This is a genomic window from Cohnella hashimotonis (genome assembly GCF_030014955.1).
GTDB classification, from domain to species: Bacteria; Bacillota; Bacilli; order Paenibacillales; family Paenibacillaceae; genus Cohnella; species Cohnella hashimotonis.
Map to the genome: position 1 here is coordinate 6,730,997 of NZ_JAGRPV010000001.1, position 20,988 is coordinate 6,751,984.

A 20,988-nucleotide genomic window follows, 5' to 3' on the forward strand; every position below is an offset into this window, starting at 1 on the left:
ACGTTCCATCTTCATGTAAACTGCCGCCGAAGGGGATGAAACAGCGCGGCAGCCTTTTAACACGGCAAGAGAACGGTTACATTCATACGGCTCTTGCATTATCGCAGTCGCGCACGTTCGCGCTCGATTTATTGAAGTTTCTACGCCTTCGGCTTTCCGCGTTTGGATGAGAATCGAAAAAAATCGCCCCGCCTCCCGGCAAACAGGAGGACAGGGCGTTATTTCGAAAAAGACTTTAAATGAGCTGCAGCCTTTCCAGCATCCGCATGAGCGATACGGCAGCCTCGGCCCTGGTAACCGGAGCTGCAGGCGCGAACGAGCCGTCCGCTCTGTTCCGCATAATGCCTGCAGCGAGCAGCGCCTGCGCGTCGGCGGCAGCCCAGGCGGGAATCTTCGCCGCATCGACAGAAGCGCCGGAGCTTGCCTTCCCAGCATCCTTAGGCAGCCCACCCGCATAAGCGATCGCTCTGCCAAGCATGACAGCCAACTCTTGACGATTGATGACGCCGCCCGGACCGAAGCTCCCGTTGCCGTACCCCGAGATCAGGCCCGCGCTCACCGCCGTTGTTACCGGCGCGCCATACCAGGCGCCTGCCTTCACGTCGGCGAACGCAGGCGCTGCGGGCAGCGTCTGCAGACCGAGCGCTCTCGCGAGCAAGGCCGCGAATTCGGCTCTCGTCACCGTCCGGTCCGGTTGAAACCGTCCTGCTCCGGCGCCGAGCACGAGCTTTTTGGCTGCCATCTTTTCGATCGCGGCGCGATCGGGGTGGGTCGCGATGTCGGCGAAGGACTTGCCGGTCTGCGCCAGCACATACAGGCTGTTGTGCGGCGTCCGGATCGCCGCCGTCAGCCGGCCCTCGGAGACGGAGATCGCCGCGGGGACGAACGCGAGCTGTCCGGACACGGAATCGTACGTCAGCGCCGTTACCTCCCCCGCAGCGGCCGGAGCGTCGATGCTGATGCGTTTGGTGACATAAATGCCGTTAAAGTTTTTCAGCTCTTTTTTCTTCCCGCCGGAAGCCAGCTCGATCGTAAAGTCGAGAAAGTCGGATATTGCCGCATAACCGTCCGTTCGCAGCAATTGCAGGGACTTAGCCTGCTCTGACTGCGCAGGCTTGACGATGCCGAACTCGAGCTGCAGGTCGTCCGGCAAGGACGACGTCCCCCAGGCTTGCGCGAGCATCGAACTGCCAAGCAGCTTGGCGGGAATCTCGTACGTCACTCGGTCGGTCTGTACGACGAGCGTCAGTCCGGCGGACTGGACCGAAGCGGCTGTGAGCGTTCCGGACGGCAGCCGTACCTTGACGCCGTCTCCGATTGCGCCGACGGGCAGGATAAGCTTGAACGCCGTGCCGACTGCTGTCGTCTGCTCGCCCGCAAGCTTCAGGGCTTGCTTCAGCTTGTCGGCGTCGGGCTCGACGATGGCGATCGAGCGTCCGTCGGCGCCGGTTTCCTGCGTCGACTTCAGATCGGCTGCGGCTAGCTTGACCGTCCCGCCCGCAACCGTCGGTTCGCCGCCGGATGCGTCTGCAGGCGCGCTCCCGCCGGGTGCGCCAGTGCCTGGCGTGCCGGTTCCGGGTGTACCGGTACCTGGATTGCCTGTGCCTGGATTGCCTGTGCCTGGATTGCCGGTGTTCGTATCCACGACGATCGGGCATGCATTCAGCGGCGTGGAGACCGAGATGATCGGACTGAAAAGAGCACCTTGATAGTCTCCGTATGTCGTTATCGTCGTCGCGCCGGCACTTGTCGCGACCAGCGTGAACACGCCTTCCTTTGCGCTCGGGGCCAGCGTCAGGGTATCTCCGGCCAAACCTGAAAACAGGCCGGTGGAAGGAGAAGAACCGTTCGGTCCCAACTTGTATGCAGCGCTTCGAATCGTGTTGCCGGACCGCACGGCCATCTGTTGCCTTTGATCCTTTTCATCGAACGGGCCGAACAAAATATCGTCTACGCCGTCGCCCAGATCTCCGCCGGATTGCAGCCGTTCTCCTTCGCCCCACTTGTAATAAAGTCCCGAACCGGAAAACACGTACGTCTCGTCCGGGGATACCCAGAGCCTGTCGGGCGAACCTTCATTTACGTACGGCGGGTGAAAATCCGGAACGGCCGTTTCGTCGTCCGCCTCCAGCAGACGCGAAGCAATCGTCGTATAAGCGCGGAGCTTCGCACCGTCCACGATCGTATAGAGCCGCTGCCGCTTCGGCGACAGGGCGAGGCCTTGCGCGCTCGTCATATCGGCACGCGCGCGGATCGATCCGGCTTCGCTATACGCCGTCAGATGCTCGCCGTCGGCCGCGCGGCTGAGCACGTAGATCTCGTCCCGCGATGCGACGGCCAGATCGAACGGATCGTCCGCCGTATCGAACGCGGCCGTCTGTGACAGATCGTTCGCGTCCAGCACGACGATCCGGCCCGTTCCGTCTCCTTTTTTCAGAGCTGCGTACACATAGTCCGCTGTCGCATACAGACGCACCGGCGCGGCGGGCACATTCGCCGTCTCGATTCGTCCTGTGGTCGGGTCGATGGAGACGACGCTTCGGTTGCTCGCGCCGCTCGGGATCAGATACATCGTCTGCGCGTTCGGATGGCCGACCGCCTGCGCCGCCTGCCAGGGCAGACGCGCCCAGCCGACAGTCGACGCAATCGCCGACTGCGCTTTGGAACGGTTGATCACGCCGCTCCAGCCGATCGCAGCCGCCCGGTTGCCCGCATCGTCGTAGATGGCGGTCGAGCTTGAATCCGGCTGATAGCTGAATGTAACCGTATCTCCGGCGACGGCGGCACGTCCCAGCCACAGCTCGATATGCCGCCCCTTGGCGATGACCCGGGTGACGGACGCTCCCTCGCCATTCAGCCTGACGGCCAGCCCCAGGTATGAACCGGGCATGACCGGAGCTTGCAGGCCTACGTACTCGTCGAAGGTCAGCGTCAGCTTGGCTCCGTTCACGCTGGCTGTATTGAGCTTCGGCGGCTCTTTATCGTTCGTATAGATATAGTTGGTTGTCAGGTCCGGCCGTACGCTTCTGCCGCTTGCGGACTTCAGCTTGCTCACCGTAACCTTGTACATCGTGCTCGACAGCAGCGCCCGGTCCAAGGTGAGATAGACACGACTGGAGGTGGCGCAATCCCGTTCGACTTTGGTTACGACAGGATTGTCCGTTCCGCCGTCCTGACGCACGACGACATAATTCCAGGGGTTGGCGAGCTCGTATGCCGCCATCTCCTGGTCGAACGACAGCACGATCATTTTCCCTTCGGCACTTCCGCTTGCCCTCGCTATATAGGGACTCGCCGAATCCCTGACAGCCTTTACCCGCCAATTGCGCGTCTGACCGTTCTGCGCCGTCACCGTGTACGTCCGCTCCGACGTCAGATCGACGGGCGCTCCGCTCGCGGGGCTGACGACGGCGCCGTCCGATACGGTAATGTACGGCGTTAACGCGGTCAAGTCGTCGCCGTCCTCCACATAGAGCGTGACCGTGCTGCTTGCGTTGTCGATCATTGCGGGGCCGTACAGTATATCGAGCGCGAAGCCTTCTATCGCATTGGCTGTCTCGGGCTTGGCTATGCTGCCCGTTACGGTCCACCGACGTTTTTGGCCGTTCTCGGAGGTCACCTCGAATTGTACGGGAGAAGCATAATCGCGCACCTGCGCCGGGTCCGGCGAGATCGACGCGCCGGGAGACACCGAGATCCGCGCGGACAGGCTGCTCAAGTCGGTGCCCGGCGTCACTTGAAACGTTACTGTCGATGCAGCCGCATTGATATAAGGATTGTCCGCCAGCCGGTCGGCGCCGAAGGACACGATCGAGTTCTCGCTCGACGTGTATCCGAGTCCGACCGCCGCCCAGGCCGCTTCGACCTTGGCGATGACGGCCGACCGGAGCTCGCCCGAGAGCGGCAGGTCGCCCGCCGCCAGCACGAAGGCATCGCGGGCATCCGCGAACTGCGCCGTCGGCGTTAGATAGGAAGTGAGCGCGCCGTAGGCCATGTCGCCCATCAGCTTCCGGCCTTGGCCGGCCAGCTGCGGGATCTCGTCGATTCCGGTCGCCATCAGATAGGCGGCATGGTTCGGAATGCCGCTGTTTTTGTGGACGCCGCCGTTGTCGTTGCTCTCGGGCAGCTGGGCATACCCGCTCATCGTGCCGGGCTGCGGCTCCAAGCCGAGCTCGGGCTGCTGCAGGCTTCGCAGATAGCCGCTGCCGCTGCCGCCGGCAACGCCCGTATCCTCGCCGATCGTCCAATCGTCGTCGTCCATAACGGCAGCCATCATATCCGCAAAGGATTCGTTGAGCGCGCCGGATTGATTTTTGTATTCAAGGTCCGCACTGTGCTCGATAACGCCGTGCGTCAGCTCGTGAGCCACGACGTCCGCCGCGCAGCTCAGGCATTCGAACTGCTTGGAGCCGTCGCCGTATACGATCTCGGTGCCGTCCCAAAAGGCGTTGTCGGTCACGTTCGTATTAACCAGCGACACGATCGACATGCCATTGCCGTCCAGGCTGTCGCGGCCGAACCGATTCAGGTAGAAGTCGTATACTTGTCCCGCAAAATAATGGGCATCGATCGCGTCCGGGTTGCTGCTGTAGAAGTTCGACGTTTTCGCGTTCACCGGGTTATAGGGATCGCCCAGATCGTAAGTCTCGATCGTTCCCGACTCGGCCCCTTGATTGTACTTGTACATGGGCTTGGTCGTATCGACCAGGTAATAGGCACCGTAACGGTTAACGGCATTCAGCGACCTGACGTCGCCCTTGTAGCCCGTGCCGGTCGCCGGGGCGCTGTCCGCCGCAGCCTCTGCGAGACGGCTGAACTTGCTCAGCACCCGTCCGTCGCCAGCATCGACATAGCCGAACCAGCGTCCCGGCACCGGCGACTGCGTCGCCAGCTCGACCTTGTAGGCGAGCGTGTATTTTCCCGATTCGTCCGGGTAGTAGATCGGCTCTGCCTTGGGCGTCTCCTGCTGCAGCACGGGAGACTGACCTGCAGCCTGCGCCGTGTCAGCGACAGGCTGGGAGCTCGTGCCGCCTCCGACGCTGCTCCCCTCGGCTCCGACCGAGGCCGCCAACGCCGCAATCGCCTGCTCTCCCGTCAAAACCGCCGTCCCGTTCGCAATCAGGGACCCGATGTCGGACGCCGTCTCGTTGGTCGCCGCGTACAGCCGCCGCTCCGAATCCAGATGCGCGCGAATATATTTGCCGTAGACGGGAATGCCGTTATACGACTGCTGAATCAAATAATGCGCTTTACGATAGACATCTTCGCTCTTGTTGACGATCTCAAGGCCTGTCTCCGATCTGGCGAGGCTGTGCGACGTTCCTTGAAAATAGCTGAGCACGTCGGCATCGGAAGCCAGTACCGCGGCGCTCTCGCCGTCCGGCGAGATGGATGTGCCGACGGCAGTTGCCGCTCCGACCGATCGCATATCTGCCGCGCCCGCGCTCCAAACCGTCATTACCAACCCCATGATGCCCACTCGCTTAATAAATTTCGACAAGCCTGCGCCCAAATATAGCCCCTCCAAAATAACCTATAATTTCTGAATATATATCGGAAATTACTGGACTACAATGTAATTTTTATCGGATGAAATTATAATTCGAACAAAAGAAAACCGGCACCGCAGTAGCGCGATGCCGGTCGATCGTCATTTATAGTTTATCAGCCGCGTTCTCTAACCCAATACCACCCGATCGTCCGCCAGCTTGTGGCCGCTGATGCGCTCGAATTCGCCGAGCAGCTTCTGCACCGTCAGATCCTGCTTGCGTTCCGGCGGGATGTCGAGGATGATACGTCCCTTGTCCATCATAATGAGGCGATTGCCGAGACGGATAGCCTGCTCCATGTTGTGCGTAACCATCAGCGTCGTCAGCTTCATGCTGCGGACGATCTCCTCGGTCAAGCGGGTGATGAGCTCCGCGCGCGCCGGATCGAGCGCCGCGGTGTGCTCGTCGAGCAGCAGAATGCTCGGCCGCGTGAACGTGGACATCAGCAGGCTGAGCGCCTGCCGTTCGCCGCCGGACAGCAGCCCGACCTTGGCGCGCAATCTCGCGTCAAGTCCGATGCCAAGGCGCTTCAGCTCTTCCTTGAACAGGGCGCGCTTGCGCCCCGTCACCGCCCATCCGAAGCCCCGCGGCTTGCCGCGCGCGTAAGCCATCGACAGATTTTCCTCGATCGTCATGTTGGGCGCCGTGCCCGCCATCGGATCCTGGAATACCCGTCCGATCCACTTGCTGCGCTCGGATTCGGACTTCGCCGCGACCGATTGCCCGTCGATCCGCACGTCGCCGATATCCGGCTGCATGACGCCGGAGATGATGTTCATCAGCGTGGACTTGCCCGCCCCGTTGCTGCCGATGACCGTGACGAAGTCGCCCTCGTTCAGCTTCAGGTTGATGTTCATGAGCGCGACTTTCTCGTCCGGTGTCCCGGGGTTGAACAGCTTGGATACTTGATTGATCTCCAGCATCAGATCGCCCCCTTGCCGCGCATGCCGGCCGCCAGCTCGGCCGTGCGCCGTTTGGCTTGCTGCTTCTGCTTGGCCGTGCGGCTCACCGTCGGAATGACGAGCGCCAGAATGACGATGACCGCGGTGATCAGCTTCAGATCCGTCGCCTGCAGATGCAGGAACTCGGCGCGCAGCGCCAGCGCGTAGACGATCCGGTAGGCGATAGCGCCGAGGACGACGGCGAGCGTCGCCCAGAAGACGCGCTTCGGCCCGAGCAGCGCTTCCCCGATGATGACGGAGGCGAGCCCGATGACGATCATGCCGATGCCCATAGAGATGTCGGCGCCGCCGCCGTCCTGTGCGATCAGCGCGCCGGACAGCGCGACGAGACCGTTCGACAGGCTAACGCCAAGGATCGTCGTAAGATCCGTGTTGGAGCCGAAGCTGCGGATCATACGCTTGTTGTCCCCGGTCGCGCGCAGCGCGAGCCCAAGGTCCGTGTGCAAAAACGCGTCGAGCAGAAGCTTGACGCCGAACGCGACGACGAACAGGACGGCGATGTACGCGAGTCGGACATCATGCCACTCATGAGAAGCGACGCCCGAAAAGAGCGTGTCCGTATTGAGCAGCGAGATGTTCGGCTTGCCCATGATCCGCAAGTTGATCGAGTAGAGCGCGATCATCATGATGATGCCCGCGAGCAGGCCGTTGACCTTGCCCTTGGTATGCAGCAGGCCCGTGCAGACGCCGGCCGCCAGACCGCCGCCGAAGGCCGCCAGCGTTGCAAGCCAGGGCGCCTGGCCGTGCGAGATCATCACTGCGGCGATGCCGGCTCCCGTCGTGAAGCTGGCGTCTACGGTCAGGTCGGGGAAATCCAGGATGCGATACGTGATGTACACCCCGAGCGCCATCAAGGCATACATGAAGCCAAGCTCGACTGCGCCGGTCAGGGAATGAATCAATGACGACACCTACTCTTTATTGGATAATATTGTTGGTCGGGTCCTGCACCTTGCTCTTCATTTCGTCCGAGACCGTAATGCCCTGGGCTTCTGCAGCCTTAAGGTTGAGGATCAGGTCGAGCTTCTCCTGCATGCCGACCTTCAGATCGCCGATGTTGGCGCCGTTCTTCAGCACCTCGACCGCCATCTGGCCGGCTTGGTAGCCGTGGTCGTAGTATTTGAAGCCGTAGGTCGCGAAGGCGCCCTTCTCGACCGTATCGCGGTCGCTGGAGAAGAACGGCAGGTGGTTGTCGTTGGCGACCTTGATGATCGCGTCGACGCTGCTGACGACCGTGTTGTCCAGCGTGATGAACAGCGCGTCCGCGCGGCCCACGAGCGATTCTGCGGCCTGCTTCACCTCGGAAGTGTTCGTGACCGGCGCCCTGACCAGCTCGATATTGTGCTTCTTGAGCTGTTCCTCGGCATTCTTCGCCATAACGACGGCGTTCGATTCCCCTTCGTTAATGACGATACCGACCTTCTTCACGTTCGGAAAATCGGATGCGATGAAATCCATCAGCTGCTGAACTGCGACAGGGTTCGTGTCGGAGACGCCGGAGATATTGGCGCCCGGCTTGTCCAGATTCGATACCAGCTTGGCGTCGAGCGGATCGGTGACGGCCGCAAACAGGATCGGCGTATTTTTCACGTACTGTGCCAGCGCGGTGGCGGACGGTGTCGCGATGCCGAGGACGAGATCGTACTTCTCCGACGCGATCTTTTGACCGATCGAAAGGTTTGCATTTTGGTCGTTTTGCGCGTTATTCAGCGAGATCTTCAGGTTCTTGCCTTCTTCGATGCCCGCATCCTTGAGCGCGGCGATGAAGCCTTCGCGCGTCGCGTCAAGCGAGGGATGCTCCACGATCTGCGAGATCGCGATCGAATAGGTCTTGTCGTCGGCCGGCGCGGACGCGCTTGCCGATGCGCTGGCCGAAGGCGATGCAGACGAGCTGGCGGCTCCGCTCTCATTGTTGCCGGTGTTCTTCGCGCCGCAGCCTGCCGTCGTCAGCATGGCGAGCGAGAGAAGCGCGGTCGCCCAAATTCTCTTTTTCATTTTTTCATGGCCCCTTGTCTAGTGAGTTTAAACTACAGTTTAAATGTCCAAGCGAGCATTCGTCAATGAAAGCGTATTACCATTGCGCTACCGCCATCTCTAGCCTACTCCCCGGTTCCAAAGCCCAACAACCGGCGTTAACGTCGGCGATTATTGGCCGCGACTCCGCCGCCGCAGCGACTCCCTGTACACCGGGCTGCGAAACCTAAGGATCGGATCGTCAGCAGGCTCGATGCCTGCCCCCGTCACCATCGGATCCATCACGAGTCCTTCGGGCTCCGCAATCACTTCCGTGACGTCCAAGACGCCGGCCTCGATACGCTGCCGGTCGTCGGGCCACGGCAGCGTAGGGTCGTCGGTCGGGTCCTCCTCCCGCCCCAGCACGATATTCAGGCGGAAGCGAAGCGGTCCTGCCTTAATCCGTTCTGCAGCATCAAGCTCCAGATAGTCTTCCGGCTGCGATTTGAGCGCTGTGACCGACAGCGTCTCGACGCCGAGCTCCGGCAACCACTCGAACTTTACCGGCCGACGATTTCCCTCCCCGTCGACGAGCAGGAAAGCGTGAATCGCATAGTAGCGGCAAGTGCCGTAGCTTGCAGGCGGCTTCAGCTTGCCGATGTGCGCCATGGCGTGACGCGCTTCCGGAAAGTGCGCAGCCAGCTCCGCGGCGGCCGCAATCGCTTTTAAGCCGCCTCCTTTCAAACGGTTCGCTTCCTTTATAAGGTCAAGAAACGAGGCCGGCGTCCTGGCGAAAAAAACCGGAACCGTCACGGCTGTCAGCACAGAAACATCGCCCTCCGCCGGCTGGAATTGTACGGCCAGTCCTTTGCCCGGGGACAAAAGATCGGCCAGCGAAGGATCGGACGAGCTGCCCGAGAAGCGAACGATCGCACCGCTCTTCCTGTCTTTGTCGCGCAGATGCGCCGCAGTCGTAAGCGCTGCGGCCAATCCGCTCGGCGTAAATTCGGCACGACAGCATATGCCTTTCGCATGCACCCTTCTGTTGCCGGGATGAACGCCTGAGAGTCCCTCAAGCGCGTCGACGGTCGGATTGATCAGCTCCGAGCGAACCGCTTCCCCGACGGCTGAATCAGTCTCGGAGCGATCGGCCAATGGTTTATGCATCCGGTAATAACCTCCAACTCTTGGGCTGCCGCCTGCTTTAGCCGGCTGGCGACTGTTATATTTACCCTATTTGACCATCGCTAACCGGCGCAATATAGATGCGCTGCAGCCTTGCCGATCGGTCAAATTCGGCCCGGTAACGGTCAAATTTTTTTCGATCCCTCTTGCTATAGTGAAAGGGCAATCAATTGTATGGAAATGGAGGAACGCAGCATTGAGTCAGTCCGCGCTTTTCCCCGTCTATTCGCTGCTCAAGGACAACCTTCGAACGCAGGTTTTCACGGACAGACGGCAGCTTGGCCTAGCGGCTTGCGAAGACTTTGCCGGCAAGCTGCGAGCGCTGTTGGCAATCGGCCGCAGCGCGCGCGTCGTATTCGCCGCAGCCCCCTCGCAGAATGAGTTTCTCGACGCGCTCGCCGCAGCGCCCGGCATCGATTGGAGCAGGGTCACTGCCTTTCATCTGGACGAATACCTCGGCTTGCCTGTCGAAGCTCCGCAACGGTTCGGGAGATACCTGAACGAGCGGTTATTCGACAAAGTCAAACCCGGACGCGTTCATCTCCTGAATCCCTGCGAAGACGCCGAGAAGGAAGCGCTTCGATACGAAGATCTGCTGCGCGAGGCGCCGATCGATATTGTATGTCTCGGGATCGGGGCGAACGGCCACCTGGCCTTCAACGATCCGTCGGCCGCCGACTTCGACGATCCGCGCTGGGTCAAGGTCGTCGAGCTCGATGCGGACTTCCGGATGCAGCAGGTCAACGACGGATGCTTCGGCTCGCTCGCGCGCGTACCGACGCATGCGCTCACGATGACGATCCCCGCATTAATGTCCGCCATGCATCTCGTATGCATCGTGCCCGGTCGGCACAAGCGCGAAGCCGTACTCCGCGCGGTCCACGGTCCGATCGAGGAGGCTTTCCCCGCCAGCGCGTTGCGTCGGCACGAGAGCTGCGCGCTGTACGCAGACATGGACAGCTATGGCTACAAACGAACGGATTAGAACGAACCTGGCAAAGGGGGGAATTTAAGAACGGACCGACGACGGGAAGCCCGGCGGTGCAAGATAAGCGCCGGGCTAGCGCCCCGGTAATCGATTCGACGCAGTCTATTCTAAATAGGGGGTCATCGAAATGAACCAACGACCGCTTTCCGCGCAAGACGACATCATGGGGGCGTATCTGACGTATATCACAGAATTATTCGAAGAAATCCGAAGCGAGCCTCGCGATCGCCTGCTGGAGGTGGCCGGCCTGCTGGCCGACCATATTGCGGAGGATAAGCTCGTCTACTTGTACGGTCCCGGCGGTCACTCCAACATGAACGCCACGGAAATTTTTTTCCGGGCCGGCGGCTTGATGCATATCAGCGCAATCCTCGACGAAGGCACGATGATCTCCAACGGCGCCCTCCGCTCGATGGCCGTCGAACGCACGCCGGGTTACGGCAAGCTCGTCATTGAGGACAATCGACTCGGAGCAGGCGATATTTTGATTCTGGCCAACGCCTACGGCATCAATACCGCTTGTATCGACGCTGCGTTGGAGGCGAAGCGCAGAGGCGTCGTCACCATTGCCGTCACCTCGGTCGGACACGCCGCTGCGACCCCGAAGGACCACCCGGCGAGGCATCCGTCCCGGCTTAATCTGTACGAAGCTTGCGATTACTACCTGGACAGCAAGGTGAAGCCCGGGGACTCTGCCCTGCAGATCCAAGGTCTGGAACCGCAGATGGGATCGACGTCCACGTTCGCCAACGCCTTCCTATTGAATTCTCTCATGATGACGGTAGCAGCTCTTCTTGCGGAAAAAGGGATCGAGGTCCCTGTCTGGCGAAGCGCCAATGCGCCCGGCGGTGACGAATGGAACAACCGCTTCATCGACCGGTTCAAGGGGCGCGTAAGGTGGCTCTAGCCAGCGTGGAGACAGGAATTCCGTTACAAATCATCACCTATTCGGAAAAATGCTTCTTCGCTATCTATCCCTGAGGCCAGGAGGAATCGTCATGAAACTCGACCTGATCCCGCAGCCGCAATACGCGCGATTGTTGCCTGAAGACGGTGACGATGTTTCATCGCCGCTGCCCGCTCATCTGGCAGGCATGCGCGTCAAGCTGCTAATGCCCCGGTCGGACGACAGGCTGCTGCGTTTGGCGCGCGAGCTGTTCGGCGATGCCCATGTCGCCCTGGGAACGTCGCCCGAGGCGTACGCGCTCTTATCCGAGGACCTGCCCGTTCGCCGCCAAGCGGCCGAACGACTCGCCGGGCGCCATGACGGCTACGTGCTGCGCATCGGAGACGGCGGCTTGTCGCTACACGCCCAAGAAGCGTCCGGTCTTTATTACGGTTTGAAGACGCTGCTCCAGCTGATGCGCAGGTACGACCCGCTGCCCGCGGTGGAAATTGCCGATTGGGCCGACCTGCCGCTTCGCAGCGACTATTTGGACCTTCGCACCGTTTATCCTGCGTTCCCCAATCTGTTGTCGTATATCGCCGAGATGTCCGATTACAAGATCAATACGCTCGTCGTCGAATACGAGGACAAGCTGCCGTTTCGTCAGCATGCCTTCCTGCGCCATCCGGACCTGTCCATGACGGAGGCGGAGCATGCCCTGCTGCTCCGGACGTGCAGCGACCACTTCATCGAAGTTATACCGAAGCAGCAGTCGTTTGGTCATCTGGAGTTCATTCTCAAACACCCTGCATATATCCCGCTCCGCGAAACGCCTGACAGCGTCGGCGAGCTGTGCCCGCACCGGCAGGGCGCGTTCGAGATGATGGCGGGCATTCTCGAAGACGTGGCCGCGCTGCATCCCGACAGCCGTTATCTTCATATGGGCTGCGACGAGGTGTGGAGTCTCGGCGAGTGCGCGGATTGCCGCGCCTCCGGCTTGACGCGCGAGGCATCCTTCATCGCATTCGTCAACCGGCTCTCCGCCCGCGTCCGCGAGCTCGGCAAGCGGCCGATGATCTGGCACGACATGCTGATGCACGCTTCGCATGAAGAGTTGTCCGCGCTCGATCCCGAAGTGACCGTCGTCGTCTGGATCTACGGCGGCCACCGTTTGAAGCGGGACGCGCTCGACATGATCGGCAAGCTCAGACGCGCGGGCCTGTCCGTCATAGGCGCTTCCTCCGTGCGGTGCTGGGATGACGAAGGGGACCAGAACTACCCGGTTATCCGCAACCGGGTCGCCAACATTTTGCGCTGGACCGAGCTCGCCGAGTCCGAGCAGCTGCCTGGCGTCATTGCCACCAACTGGTCGGCGCCCTTTGCGCTCGGCAGTCCGTACGGCCTGTTCGAGACATCTCGCTACCCGGCCTTTTTCTCGGCCGACCAAAGCTGGAACCGGCGTGCAGACCCGGAAACCTATCTCGCGCGTTTCCTCTCTCAATATCATGGCATGGACGATGCGTCCGCGGCTGCCGACGGCTACGAGATCGCGGATTATTACCAGCTCGTGCCGGAGCTGCTGCCCGATATCGCCCTCAACCGCCCGGTCGCCGAGTTAATCGCGGCAATGATCCAGTTCGAAATTCCTGCCAAGCGCAGGCTGCCTCTCTATACGTTTCTTTTCAGAGGCGAGCTGTACCCCGGCGAAGAGGTGATGACAAGTCTCAGAGACAAGCATCGTACCGGCTACGCGGCGCTGGAAGCAGCCAAGACCGCCATGCGAGTCGCGATAGAGCCACTGCTGCCGCCTGATATGGCGGAGCTGTTCATCGCTTCGAGGTTTTACCGGTTCGGCCTATACGAGGCCAAGCTGCAGGCGATTGCGTCCGCAGCGGCAGCCAGAGCGGCTGCAGGCGAAAAACGAAGCACCGATGAAGAGGAGGAAGGGCGACATGCCTGATATGCTGGTCAAATTGTACGACCTGCCCGATGGCCGGGCAGAGCTCGCCGCGCTAGAGGAAAAAGGCGTTCGCATCGTACGCGCCATGACCGCGGACAAAGGGCGCCTAGCGGAATTCGTCGGCAAGCATTTCACTGAAAACTGGCGCAGCGAGTGCGAATGCGCCTTCGGGAGACTGCCCTCCTATGCCTTCATCGCCGTGCGGAACAAAGAGATCGTCGGCTTTGCGCTTTATGACGCCATCGTCCGCAACTTCTTCGGTCCTACCGGCGTGGCGCCGGAATGCCGCGGCCTGGGGATTGGCAAAGCGCTGCTGCTCGAAACGCTGCGAGCCATGCACGAAGAAGGCTATGCCTACGCCATAATCGGCTGGGTAGAAGAAGCGCTCGGCTTCTACGCCAAAACGGTCGGCGCAACCGTCATTCCCGACTCGTTCCCGGGCGCTTATCGGAACCTGGTCGCTTTAAACTAATGAAATGAAATCGCCTCTCTACCAAACGAGAGACCCAAGAGGGAGGGACGCTTGGCATAGGCGCACACCTTTTTGGGTCCATTTTTTTCCATCTACGCAGCTGCTTTATACATGTTTTTCCCGTTTTAACGGTATCCCCTTCGTTCAGGACCGGTTCGGTCTGTTCAGGTCCGGTCTGTTCAGGTCCGGTCTGTTCAGGTCCGGTCTGTTCAGGTCCGGTCTGTTCAGGTTCGGTCTGTTCAGGTTCGGTCTGTTCAGGTCCAATCTGTTCAGGTTCGGTCTGCTTATGTCCGGTCTGCTCATGTCCGTCTTGTCCGCTACGCTATAGTACACACAGTATCTGCTATACATCCACAACCGCTATGCTGCTGCCACGAGAGCTCGGCCCCCTCCTCCATGACGCCATCGCGAAGCACCTATATCCCAACTTATCTCCCTCCGCTTCACGCCACTATCCCCTTCATCAAGGCTGTAGCTCCGCCCATTCTTTTTCCATCTGAAGCTTGACATCGTACCCATCATTTACTAAAATGAGAACATACGTTCCGTCCGGAGGGATTAACATGCCAAGCCGCTTCTCGATTCAGGATTATGTCCCGGCCTATAGCGAAGAAGACTGCGCTGGCGCCCTGTTCGCCGCCAAATGGCCAGACGGGTTCCGTTGTCCCCGCTGCGTTCATCCGCATTATTACAGGGTGTCGTCCCGCGGACGGCATTTGTTTGAATGCCAATCCTGTGCTCACCAGACTTCGCTTACGGCAGGTACTGTGCTCGAGGGGACGCGCACGCCCTTGGCGAAGTGGTTTCAGGCGATGTTCTTGATGCAAATCGGTATCAGCGCCAAGCTGTTGGCGGAGCTGATCCACGTGACCTATAAGACTGCCTGGTTGATCAATCACAAGCTGCGCCATGCCATCGGCGAGTGGGATCGCGCCCAACCGCTTGCGGGCGACCTGCAGCTGCTGGGCGAGTATTACGGCTATGAGTATCACCGCTATTTCAGCAGCGTGTTCGTGCAGGGCGAGCTGCGACCGCAGCCTGTCGTGGTCGGCGTCTCTCTCGATGAAGCAGGGGATGTCGCACATGTAAAAATGAAAGCCGTCGACGGTCCCGAAGGCGACCATCCGGCTGTTCGCGGGGGGATGGGCGGCGAGGAGTCAGTGGAACGTTTTGTGCAAAACCATGTCGCCGGCGCCCAAGCCTCCGGACATGCAGAACTTCTCCAACGCGGCCACCATGGGCGATCCGCAGCCCATCATGCGTGGCAGGAGGCCGTGCGTTGGCTAGCCCGCACCTTTGGAGGCATCGGCCCCAAGCACCTGCAGGCCTATCTTAACGAGTTTTGCTTTCGTCGTCTATGCCGCAACGAGGTATTGACCGAGCTGATCGCCAGCTGCGGCCTCACCAAGACAATCACCTATCGGGAACTAGTGGGCGCCCGCTCAGGCGTTCGACCGATAAAGTGGGTTTTCCGGCGTCCTGCACGCAGCCAACGGCATACAGGCTAGCGTAGCGATGCGTGATTAGGGCAATTAATTCATCCGCACAAGTTCCACGCAGCAAAACGTATATCGCACGCTTTGAACATCCTCGTCTTGTCATGTCGTTTTACTGACTCAAGGGGATATTGTTCAAATTAGCAAAAGGCGCGAAGCAATCCTCCCTGACTGAAGGGGATATCGTTTAAATTAGCAAAAGGCGCGAAGCATTCCTCCCTGACTGAAGGGGATATCGTTTAAATTAGCAAAAGGTGCGGAGCATTCTTCCCTGACTGAAGGGGATATCGTTCAAACGGCGCAGACTGGGGTAATGCAGCGCCATGAGCTCAGTCCCCTCTATATTCGCCCGGCGTGCCGCCGATATGCTTTTTGAAGAGTTTGGCGAAGTAGCTTTTGTTCTCGTATCCGAGGCGCGCCGCGACTTCTTCGACGCTCATATTGCTGCGGGCGAGCAGTTCCTTGGCACGTTCCATCTTCGCAGTCGTGACATATTGAATGAAATTGTAACCCGTCTCGCGCTTGAACAACCGGCTGAAGTAGCTGGAGTTGATGTGCAGCATGTCTGCGACTTCTTCCAGCGTGATTTTAGAGCCGATATTATGGCTGACGTATTGTTGAGCGCGTAAAATTTCAGAACGTCGCGACTGCTTGTAGATGAGCCCCAGCAACGGCATTCTTTCTTTGAAAAACTGCAGCATCCAATCTCCTAGTTCCTGAATCGTGGCGAGCTCGCCCAACGTTCGGTGCAGCACTTCCATTGAGAATACGCTCTGATAGTGCTGCAGCGCCAAAAAGCGCGTTTGATTGTCATACAAAATCTTGAGCGTCCATTCTTTGACCAACTCGGGATGGCAGCGTCTCTCCCGCGCTTGGTCCAGCCAGTTGTCGACGGAGGATTCGAGCTGAACCGTGTCTTCTTCGAGAAAGGCGTCGCGGATGCGCTGGAGTGCTTCGGGATAAACGTCGTGCAGATCCCCCTCTCCCAGCAGAGGAAGCTCCGCTAGCGTGAAGATGCCTTCGTCGGGAAGATAGAATCGTCCGCCGCCGGAGGACAGGAGCTGTTCGGCCGCCCGTCCGAGCGCCGCCGGCGCCGCTGCCGACGTGCCGATCAAGAACGTCGCCGCGATGCCGTTCTCCAGGGACAGCCGTTCGCCAAGCGCTCGCAGCGAGGGCCGGACCGATTCGACCTTCATCTCGGTAAGGCTGCGCCGAAACGGAAACAGCAGCACCGCCTCCCGCCGTCCATGCGGCAGCAGCACGGTGCCAGGCAGCTCGCTACTCAGCCCGGCTGCCGCTTGACCGACGGCTAACTGAACGGCCCGCTCGTCCGGCAAGCGCCGCGACAGCTCGGACAACCGGTTCAAGGCGACCAATACGGGTAGCCACACCTTGCCCTCAAAGTCGATGCCTGCTTCCGCTGCGCCGTCCGCCCAGGAGAGATCGCGTCCGCCGTCCGCGGTCATCCTGTCCAGCAGCCCTTGACGCAGAAGGAGCGCATTTTCTTCCTTTTTGGATTGCATGCGTGCTAGCTCTCGGGATTGCTCCTTCTCCGCCGCAAGCTGCGCCGATAACTTGCGCAGCAGCGCCGCGATCTGCTCTGGTCGCATCGTCTCTTTGAGCACGTAATCGTCCACTTGCAGACGTACGGCTTGCTGCGCGTAGGAGAAGTCGCCCATGCACGACAGGATAATGGAGCGAATGTCGGGCTTCAGCCGTTTCAGCTCCCCAATGAGTTCGATACCATCCATTTGGGGCATGCCGATATCGGTGATGACGATGTCAGGCGGATTAGCCCGTGCTTGCTCGAGCGCGATCGCTCCGTTTTTGCAGACCGAATGAATCTCCAGACGCAGCTCCTTCCAAGGGATGGATGCGCTTAAATATTCAAGCACCGGATAATCGTCGTCTACGAGCATGACGGAGTACATACGCTTCCCTCCCGCAATTCGCATCTCGGCGTTTGCCGCAGTTTCCATAACCCACGAATCCTTTAACTTGCAACTAGCGATCCCGCGTTATGCAGATGGCGGCGGTTCCGCCGGAATCTCGATGACGACCGTCGTGCCCTCGCCCTCCTCGCTTTCCAGCGTCAAGGAGCACCGTTCGCCATATATCAGCTGCAGACGCTCGTACACGTTAGCGATACCGATGCCCGACAGTCTTCCGGCCGTGCCATCGGACGACGATACGCCACGCTGCGACCGAAGCTCCGTGCGCAGACGCTCCAGCGTCGTTCGCGACATGCCTGCTCCGTCGTCGCGAACGACGATTCGCATGTCCGCTTCTGCCGCCGCAACCGCGCCTGCGCGAGCTTCACCTATTTCGCGGCGGACGACTTCAACGACGATGGTGCCCGCTTCCTGGCGAAGGCCGTGAATATAGGCATTCTCGATGACGGGCTGAAGCAGGAAGCGCGGCAGCCGAAGCCCCAGCGTATCCGAAGCTGCTTCGATGATCAATACAGCCTTCTCCTGCTGTCGGAAGTTCAGCAGCTCCATATACCGCCGCAGCACCTCCAATTCCTCATGAAGCGAGGTGAATTCTCCGTCCCTCCGAATCGTTTGCCGCAGCAAGCCGGACAGGGAAGCCAGCAGCTCGCCGTTCTCTTCGTCTCCTTTGAGCAATATCCGCAGCCTGATGGAATTCAGGATGTTGAACAGAAAATGAGGATTGATCTGAGCCTGCAGCATGGCCAGCTCCGCCTTGCGCTTCTGCATCTGCTCGGCCCGAATCTCTCCGACCATGTCTTCGATGCGCCCTAGCATCTGGTCAAATTGCTTGCCCAGCCTGCCGATCTCGTCGCTGCCCCGCACGCCCGAGCGAACAGTGAGCTCACCATGTTCGACCGCCCCTGCGGCTTTGCCGAGCGCCACGATCGGCTTGGTAAACTGGCGAAGCATATAAATAAACAGCGCCAGGAACACAAGCGTCGCCGCGATTTGTACGGCAAAGCTGAGACGCGACACGGAATGAAGCTGGCCGACCGCTTCCTTGTACGGTCTCAGACTGACGACACGGTAGCCGCCATAATCGAGGTCGTGCCGGCTAAGCAGAAACTGTTCGCCCTCGTACCGGACGGTCAACGGCACATCCGCCCGGCGCACTTCTTCGGGAAACGGAAACGTCTGTCCGACCCGCTGCCGGTTGCGACTTGCCAGTATGCGTCCGTCCGGATCCAGCAGCATCGTTTCCTGCCGGCCGAGGTCGTGCTTAAAAATTTCCCCGAGCTTGGCCTCGCTAATGCTAATGACAATATAGGCATAGGGATCCGTCGCATAAGCCAATCGCAGATTGCGCGCCATCGTGAGCAGATACGGCTCGGTCCCCTTGCCGTCCATCGTATATTGATTGACGAGACCGATCCAGCCGATCTCATAAACCGGCAGCATCTCTACGGTTTTGATCCAGGGCATCCGCAAAAAGTTGGCCGGCGTAAAGCCGCCGTACAGATCGAATTGGTAGTTGGTAAAATAATGCCCGTCTACAGTCAATACCGTGACATACACGTTGTCCATCGTCGAGGCGATACTGCTTAGAAAGTGCCCGATGTCCTTCGCATCCAAAGCGTCCTGGGCGGGATCGGGTTGACCCAGCTTGTATCGCTGCCAGTTCTCCTTCAACGCCAGATTAATGTTGTTGTCGAACATGATGCCGTTGGAGACCCGGATCATATTGTCGAAGAGGGTCGACAAATATACCTCCGTCAGCTCGAGCGACTTGTTCTCGTTGTCGACGACCTGCGCCCTGACGATCCGCTGCGTAAGATAGTCCCCCGCGATCAACGTGAAGCTCGCCGGCAGCAGGAGACACACCAGCGCGGTCATGATCAGCTTGCCGCGGAGGCTGTGCATGAATCTGCGCCCGATAAACACCTTATCGCCCTCCCGCCGCGAGGCCTTTTCTGCATTCTATCATTGTCCGCGCCATGTCCGCGACGTCCCTCTGCAAGACCAAGAACGCTCCGCAGGGAACGATCCCTGCGAAGCGCCGTTTTTGCCCGGTGAAGGCGATTATTTGTTGGCGTCGACGATCTTCTGAAGCGCCGCGGATGCCTTCGAGACGGTCGTCTCCATGTCCTGCTGGCCGAGCACGTACTTCTCGGCTTCCTTGACGTACGCTTCTTCAAGCTCCGACTGGTAAGCCGGCGGCAAATTGAGCGGCGTCGTCGGGCTGTTTTTCATGACGTAGGTCAGCGAATCGGTATCGATCATGTCGGGGCTCTTGAGCTTCGTTTTCAAGCCGGAGATGAACTGATCGATGTCCTGCTTTTTCCACGCCGAGTAAACATTGCTCCACTGCTCGCCCTTCGTCGTATACCAGCGGATGAAGTCGTAGGCGGCTTGCTGGTTCTCCGACTTCTTCAGCACGCCGATAAAGTTGCCGTTAGCCGGGCTCACGCCGGACGGCTCGCCTTGACTGTTGGACGGCATCGGAGCGAACGCGCTGATGAATGTGGCCGGGAACTCGTCCGAGCCGCCCGCCTCGGTAATCATCCAGTTGCCCGTAACGATCATCGCCGCCTTCTTGGAGAAGTAGACCGAGCGGTAGGCCAGCTTTTGCGAGATGGTGTCGCTGTAAGGGATGGCGCTCTTGTCCACGTTCTCTGTCTGATTGCGGATTTCCAGCGACTTGCGGATCTCGGGCCCGTCCACCTTAAGAACGCCGTTGTTCACCAGGTTGTTGTCCTTGCTCTGGTTCAGCAGCCCCAGCTCCATGTACATCGGCCAGGAGTGGAAATAAGTGCCGTAAATCTTGTTCGCGCCTTCCCCGCTTGTCAGCTTGCGCGAATAGTCATAGAAGTCGTCCCACGTCCAGTTCGTCGGAACCTGAAGCCCCGCTTTGTCCAGCATCTCCTTGTTCAGCAGCACGAAGTAGTTCTCATAGGTGTCGGGCAGCGCGTACACCTTGCCGTTGAGCGAAGGATCGACCGTATACTCGTCCGTCACCTTGATGCCTTCGGCGCCCAGCAGGTCGTCCAGCGGAGCCAGCAGGTCGAGCCCGACGCGCTTGGAGTACTCGGCGGCACTCGGGAACATAACGACGTCCAGATCGGAGCCGGACGCGATCAGCAGATCCAGCTTCTTGAGACCTTCGACCGAATCGTTGTTCTCGACCAGCTCTTCGTATTCGACGGTTACGTTCGGCTTCTCTTTTTTATATTCTGCGAGCATGCCGTCCATCTGCGTCTTCGGAATCCAGGAAGCAAGCTTGATCGTAGCAGGTGCGTCCGACGACGACGCGGGCGAGCTCGAGGCGGACCCTGAAGCGGACGGTGCGGCGGACGAAGCGGCGTTGTCGTTGTTGTTGCTGCCGCAGCCGGCGAGCAGCGAGATCGAGAGCGCGGATGCCATGGCAGCGGACAGCACCTTTTTGTTTAACATAATGAACCTCCCCGGAAAATGGTCGCACCGCTTGATGACGAACGGTTCGTAACACAATCGTAACATTGGGCTTTTCCCGTCGATAAGATACCAAAATTGACTAAAACGGAAAATAATTGACCGTTTTCCGTTTAATCAGGAGGCCTTTGCTCC

Annotated in this window: 14 protein-coding genes and 1 pseudogene; 6 read left to right on the forward strand and 9 right to left on the reverse strand. The window is 59.7% G+C overall.

Annotated elements, in window-relative coordinates; translation table 11 throughout:
* Nucleotides 1-235: 235 nt before the first annotated feature.
* From KB449_RS26760 to KB449_RS26780, 5 genes are all read right to left on the reverse strand, one after another.
* Entirely contained in the window at nucleotides 236-5,470 is a 5,235-nt protein-coding gene (locus KB449_RS26760) for a M4 family metallopeptidase (protein ID WP_282911285.1), read from the reverse strand.
* A 207-nt stretch (nucleotides 5,471-5,677) separates the two neighbouring features.
* Nucleotides 5,678-6,472, reverse strand: coding sequence for an ABC transporter ATP-binding protein (locus KB449_RS26765; RefSeq protein WP_282911286.1), 795 nt, complete (start codon nucleotides 6,470-6,472; stop codon nucleotides 5,678-5,680).
* Nucleotides 6,472-7,374, reverse strand: a complete 903-nt coding sequence (locus tag KB449_RS26770; protein WP_434082566.1) for an ABC transporter permease — start codon at nucleotides 7,372-7,374, stop codon at nucleotides 6,472-6,474. The genes KB449_RS26765 and KB449_RS26770 overlap by 1 nt, the downstream gene beginning before the upstream one ends.
* A 55-nt stretch (nucleotides 7,375-7,429) precedes the next feature.
* Entirely contained in the window at nucleotides 7,430-8,506 is a 1,077-nt protein-coding gene (locus KB449_RS26775) for an ABC transporter substrate-binding protein (RefSeq protein WP_282911288.1), read from the reverse strand.
* A gap of 150 nt (nucleotides 8,507-8,656) precedes the next feature.
* Nucleotides 8,657-9,631, reverse strand: a complete 975-nt coding sequence (locus tag KB449_RS26780) for a catalase (RefSeq protein WP_282911289.1) — start codon at nucleotides 9,629-9,631, stop codon at nucleotides 8,657-8,659.
* 214 nt (nucleotides 9,632-9,845) lie between these two features.
* On the opposite strand from KB449_RS26780, the gene KB449_RS26785 reads away from it, so the two are divergent.
* From KB449_RS26785 to KB449_RS26800, 4 genes are all read left to right on the forward strand, one after another.
* On the forward strand, nucleotides 9,846-10,634 hold the full coding sequence (locus tag KB449_RS26785) for a glucosamine-6-phosphate deaminase (protein WP_282911290.1): 789 nt from the start codon (nucleotides 9,846-9,848) through the stop codon (nucleotides 10,632-10,634).
* 130 nt (nucleotides 10,635-10,764) lie between these two features.
* Nucleotides 10,765-11,544 carry an SIS domain-containing protein gene (locus KB449_RS26790; RefSeq protein WP_282911291.1) on the forward strand — a complete coding sequence of 260 codons (780 nt, stop codon included), beginning with the start codon at nucleotides 10,765-10,767 and terminating at the stop codon, nucleotides 11,542-11,544.
* Nucleotides 11,545-11,635: 91 nt separating this feature from the next.
* Entirely contained in the window at nucleotides 11,636-13,483 is a 1,848-nt protein-coding gene (locus KB449_RS26795) for a glycoside hydrolase family 20 zincin-like fold domain-containing protein (RefSeq protein WP_282911292.1), read from the forward strand.
* Nucleotides 13,476-13,955 (forward strand): GNAT family N-acetyltransferase, encoded by a 480-nt coding sequence (locus tag KB449_RS26800; RefSeq protein ID WP_282911293.1) that lies wholly within the window; start codon nucleotides 13,476-13,478, stop codon nucleotides 13,953-13,955. Before KB449_RS26795 ends, KB449_RS26800 begins: the two co-directional genes overlap by 8 nt.
* A 144-nt stretch (nucleotides 13,956-14,099) precedes the next feature.
* Here KB449_RS26800 and KB449_RS26805 read toward each other — a convergent pair whose 3' ends face one another.
* The gene (locus KB449_RS26805) at nucleotides 14,100-14,288 is read right to left on the reverse strand and encodes a hypothetical protein (RefSeq protein ID WP_282911294.1); all 189 of its coding nucleotides are present in this window, start codon (nucleotides 14,286-14,288) and stop codon (nucleotides 14,100-14,102) included.
* 230 nt (nucleotides 14,289-14,518) lie between these two features.
* Here KB449_RS26805 and KB449_RS36590 point away from each other — a divergent pair.
* Together KB449_RS36590 and KB449_RS26810 are read left to right on the forward strand one after the other, a co-directional pair.
* Nucleotides 14,519-14,689, forward strand: a pseudogene (locus KB449_RS36590) (transposase); the annotation flags it as partial.
* A gap of 57 nt (nucleotides 14,690-14,746) precedes the next feature.
* Nucleotides 14,747-15,463 (forward strand): hypothetical protein, encoded by a 717-nt coding sequence (locus tag KB449_RS26810; RefSeq protein WP_282911295.1) that lies wholly within the window; start codon nucleotides 14,747-14,749, stop codon nucleotides 15,461-15,463.
* 317 nt (nucleotides 15,464-15,780) lie between these two features.
* Here the strand turns inward: KB449_RS26810 and KB449_RS26815 are convergent, their stop codons facing one another.
* From KB449_RS26815 to KB449_RS26825, 3 genes are all read right to left on the reverse strand, one after another.
* Nucleotides 15,781-17,382, reverse strand: a complete 1,602-nt coding sequence (locus KB449_RS26815) for a helix-turn-helix domain-containing protein (RefSeq protein WP_282911296.1) — start codon at nucleotides 17,380-17,382, stop codon at nucleotides 15,781-15,783.
* 87 nt (nucleotides 17,383-17,469) lie between these two features.
* Complete coding sequence (locus KB449_RS36595) at nucleotides 17,470-19,326, reverse strand: sensor histidine kinase (protein ID WP_282911297.1); 1,857 nt, start codon at nucleotides 19,324-19,326, stop codon at nucleotides 17,470-17,472.
* 138 nt (nucleotides 19,327-19,464) lie between these two features.
* Nucleotides 19,465-20,835, reverse strand: coding sequence for an ABC transporter substrate-binding protein (locus tag KB449_RS26825; RefSeq protein ID WP_282911298.1), 1,371 nt, complete (start codon nucleotides 20,833-20,835; stop codon nucleotides 19,465-19,467).
* Nucleotides 20,836-20,988 lie beyond the last annotated feature (153 nt).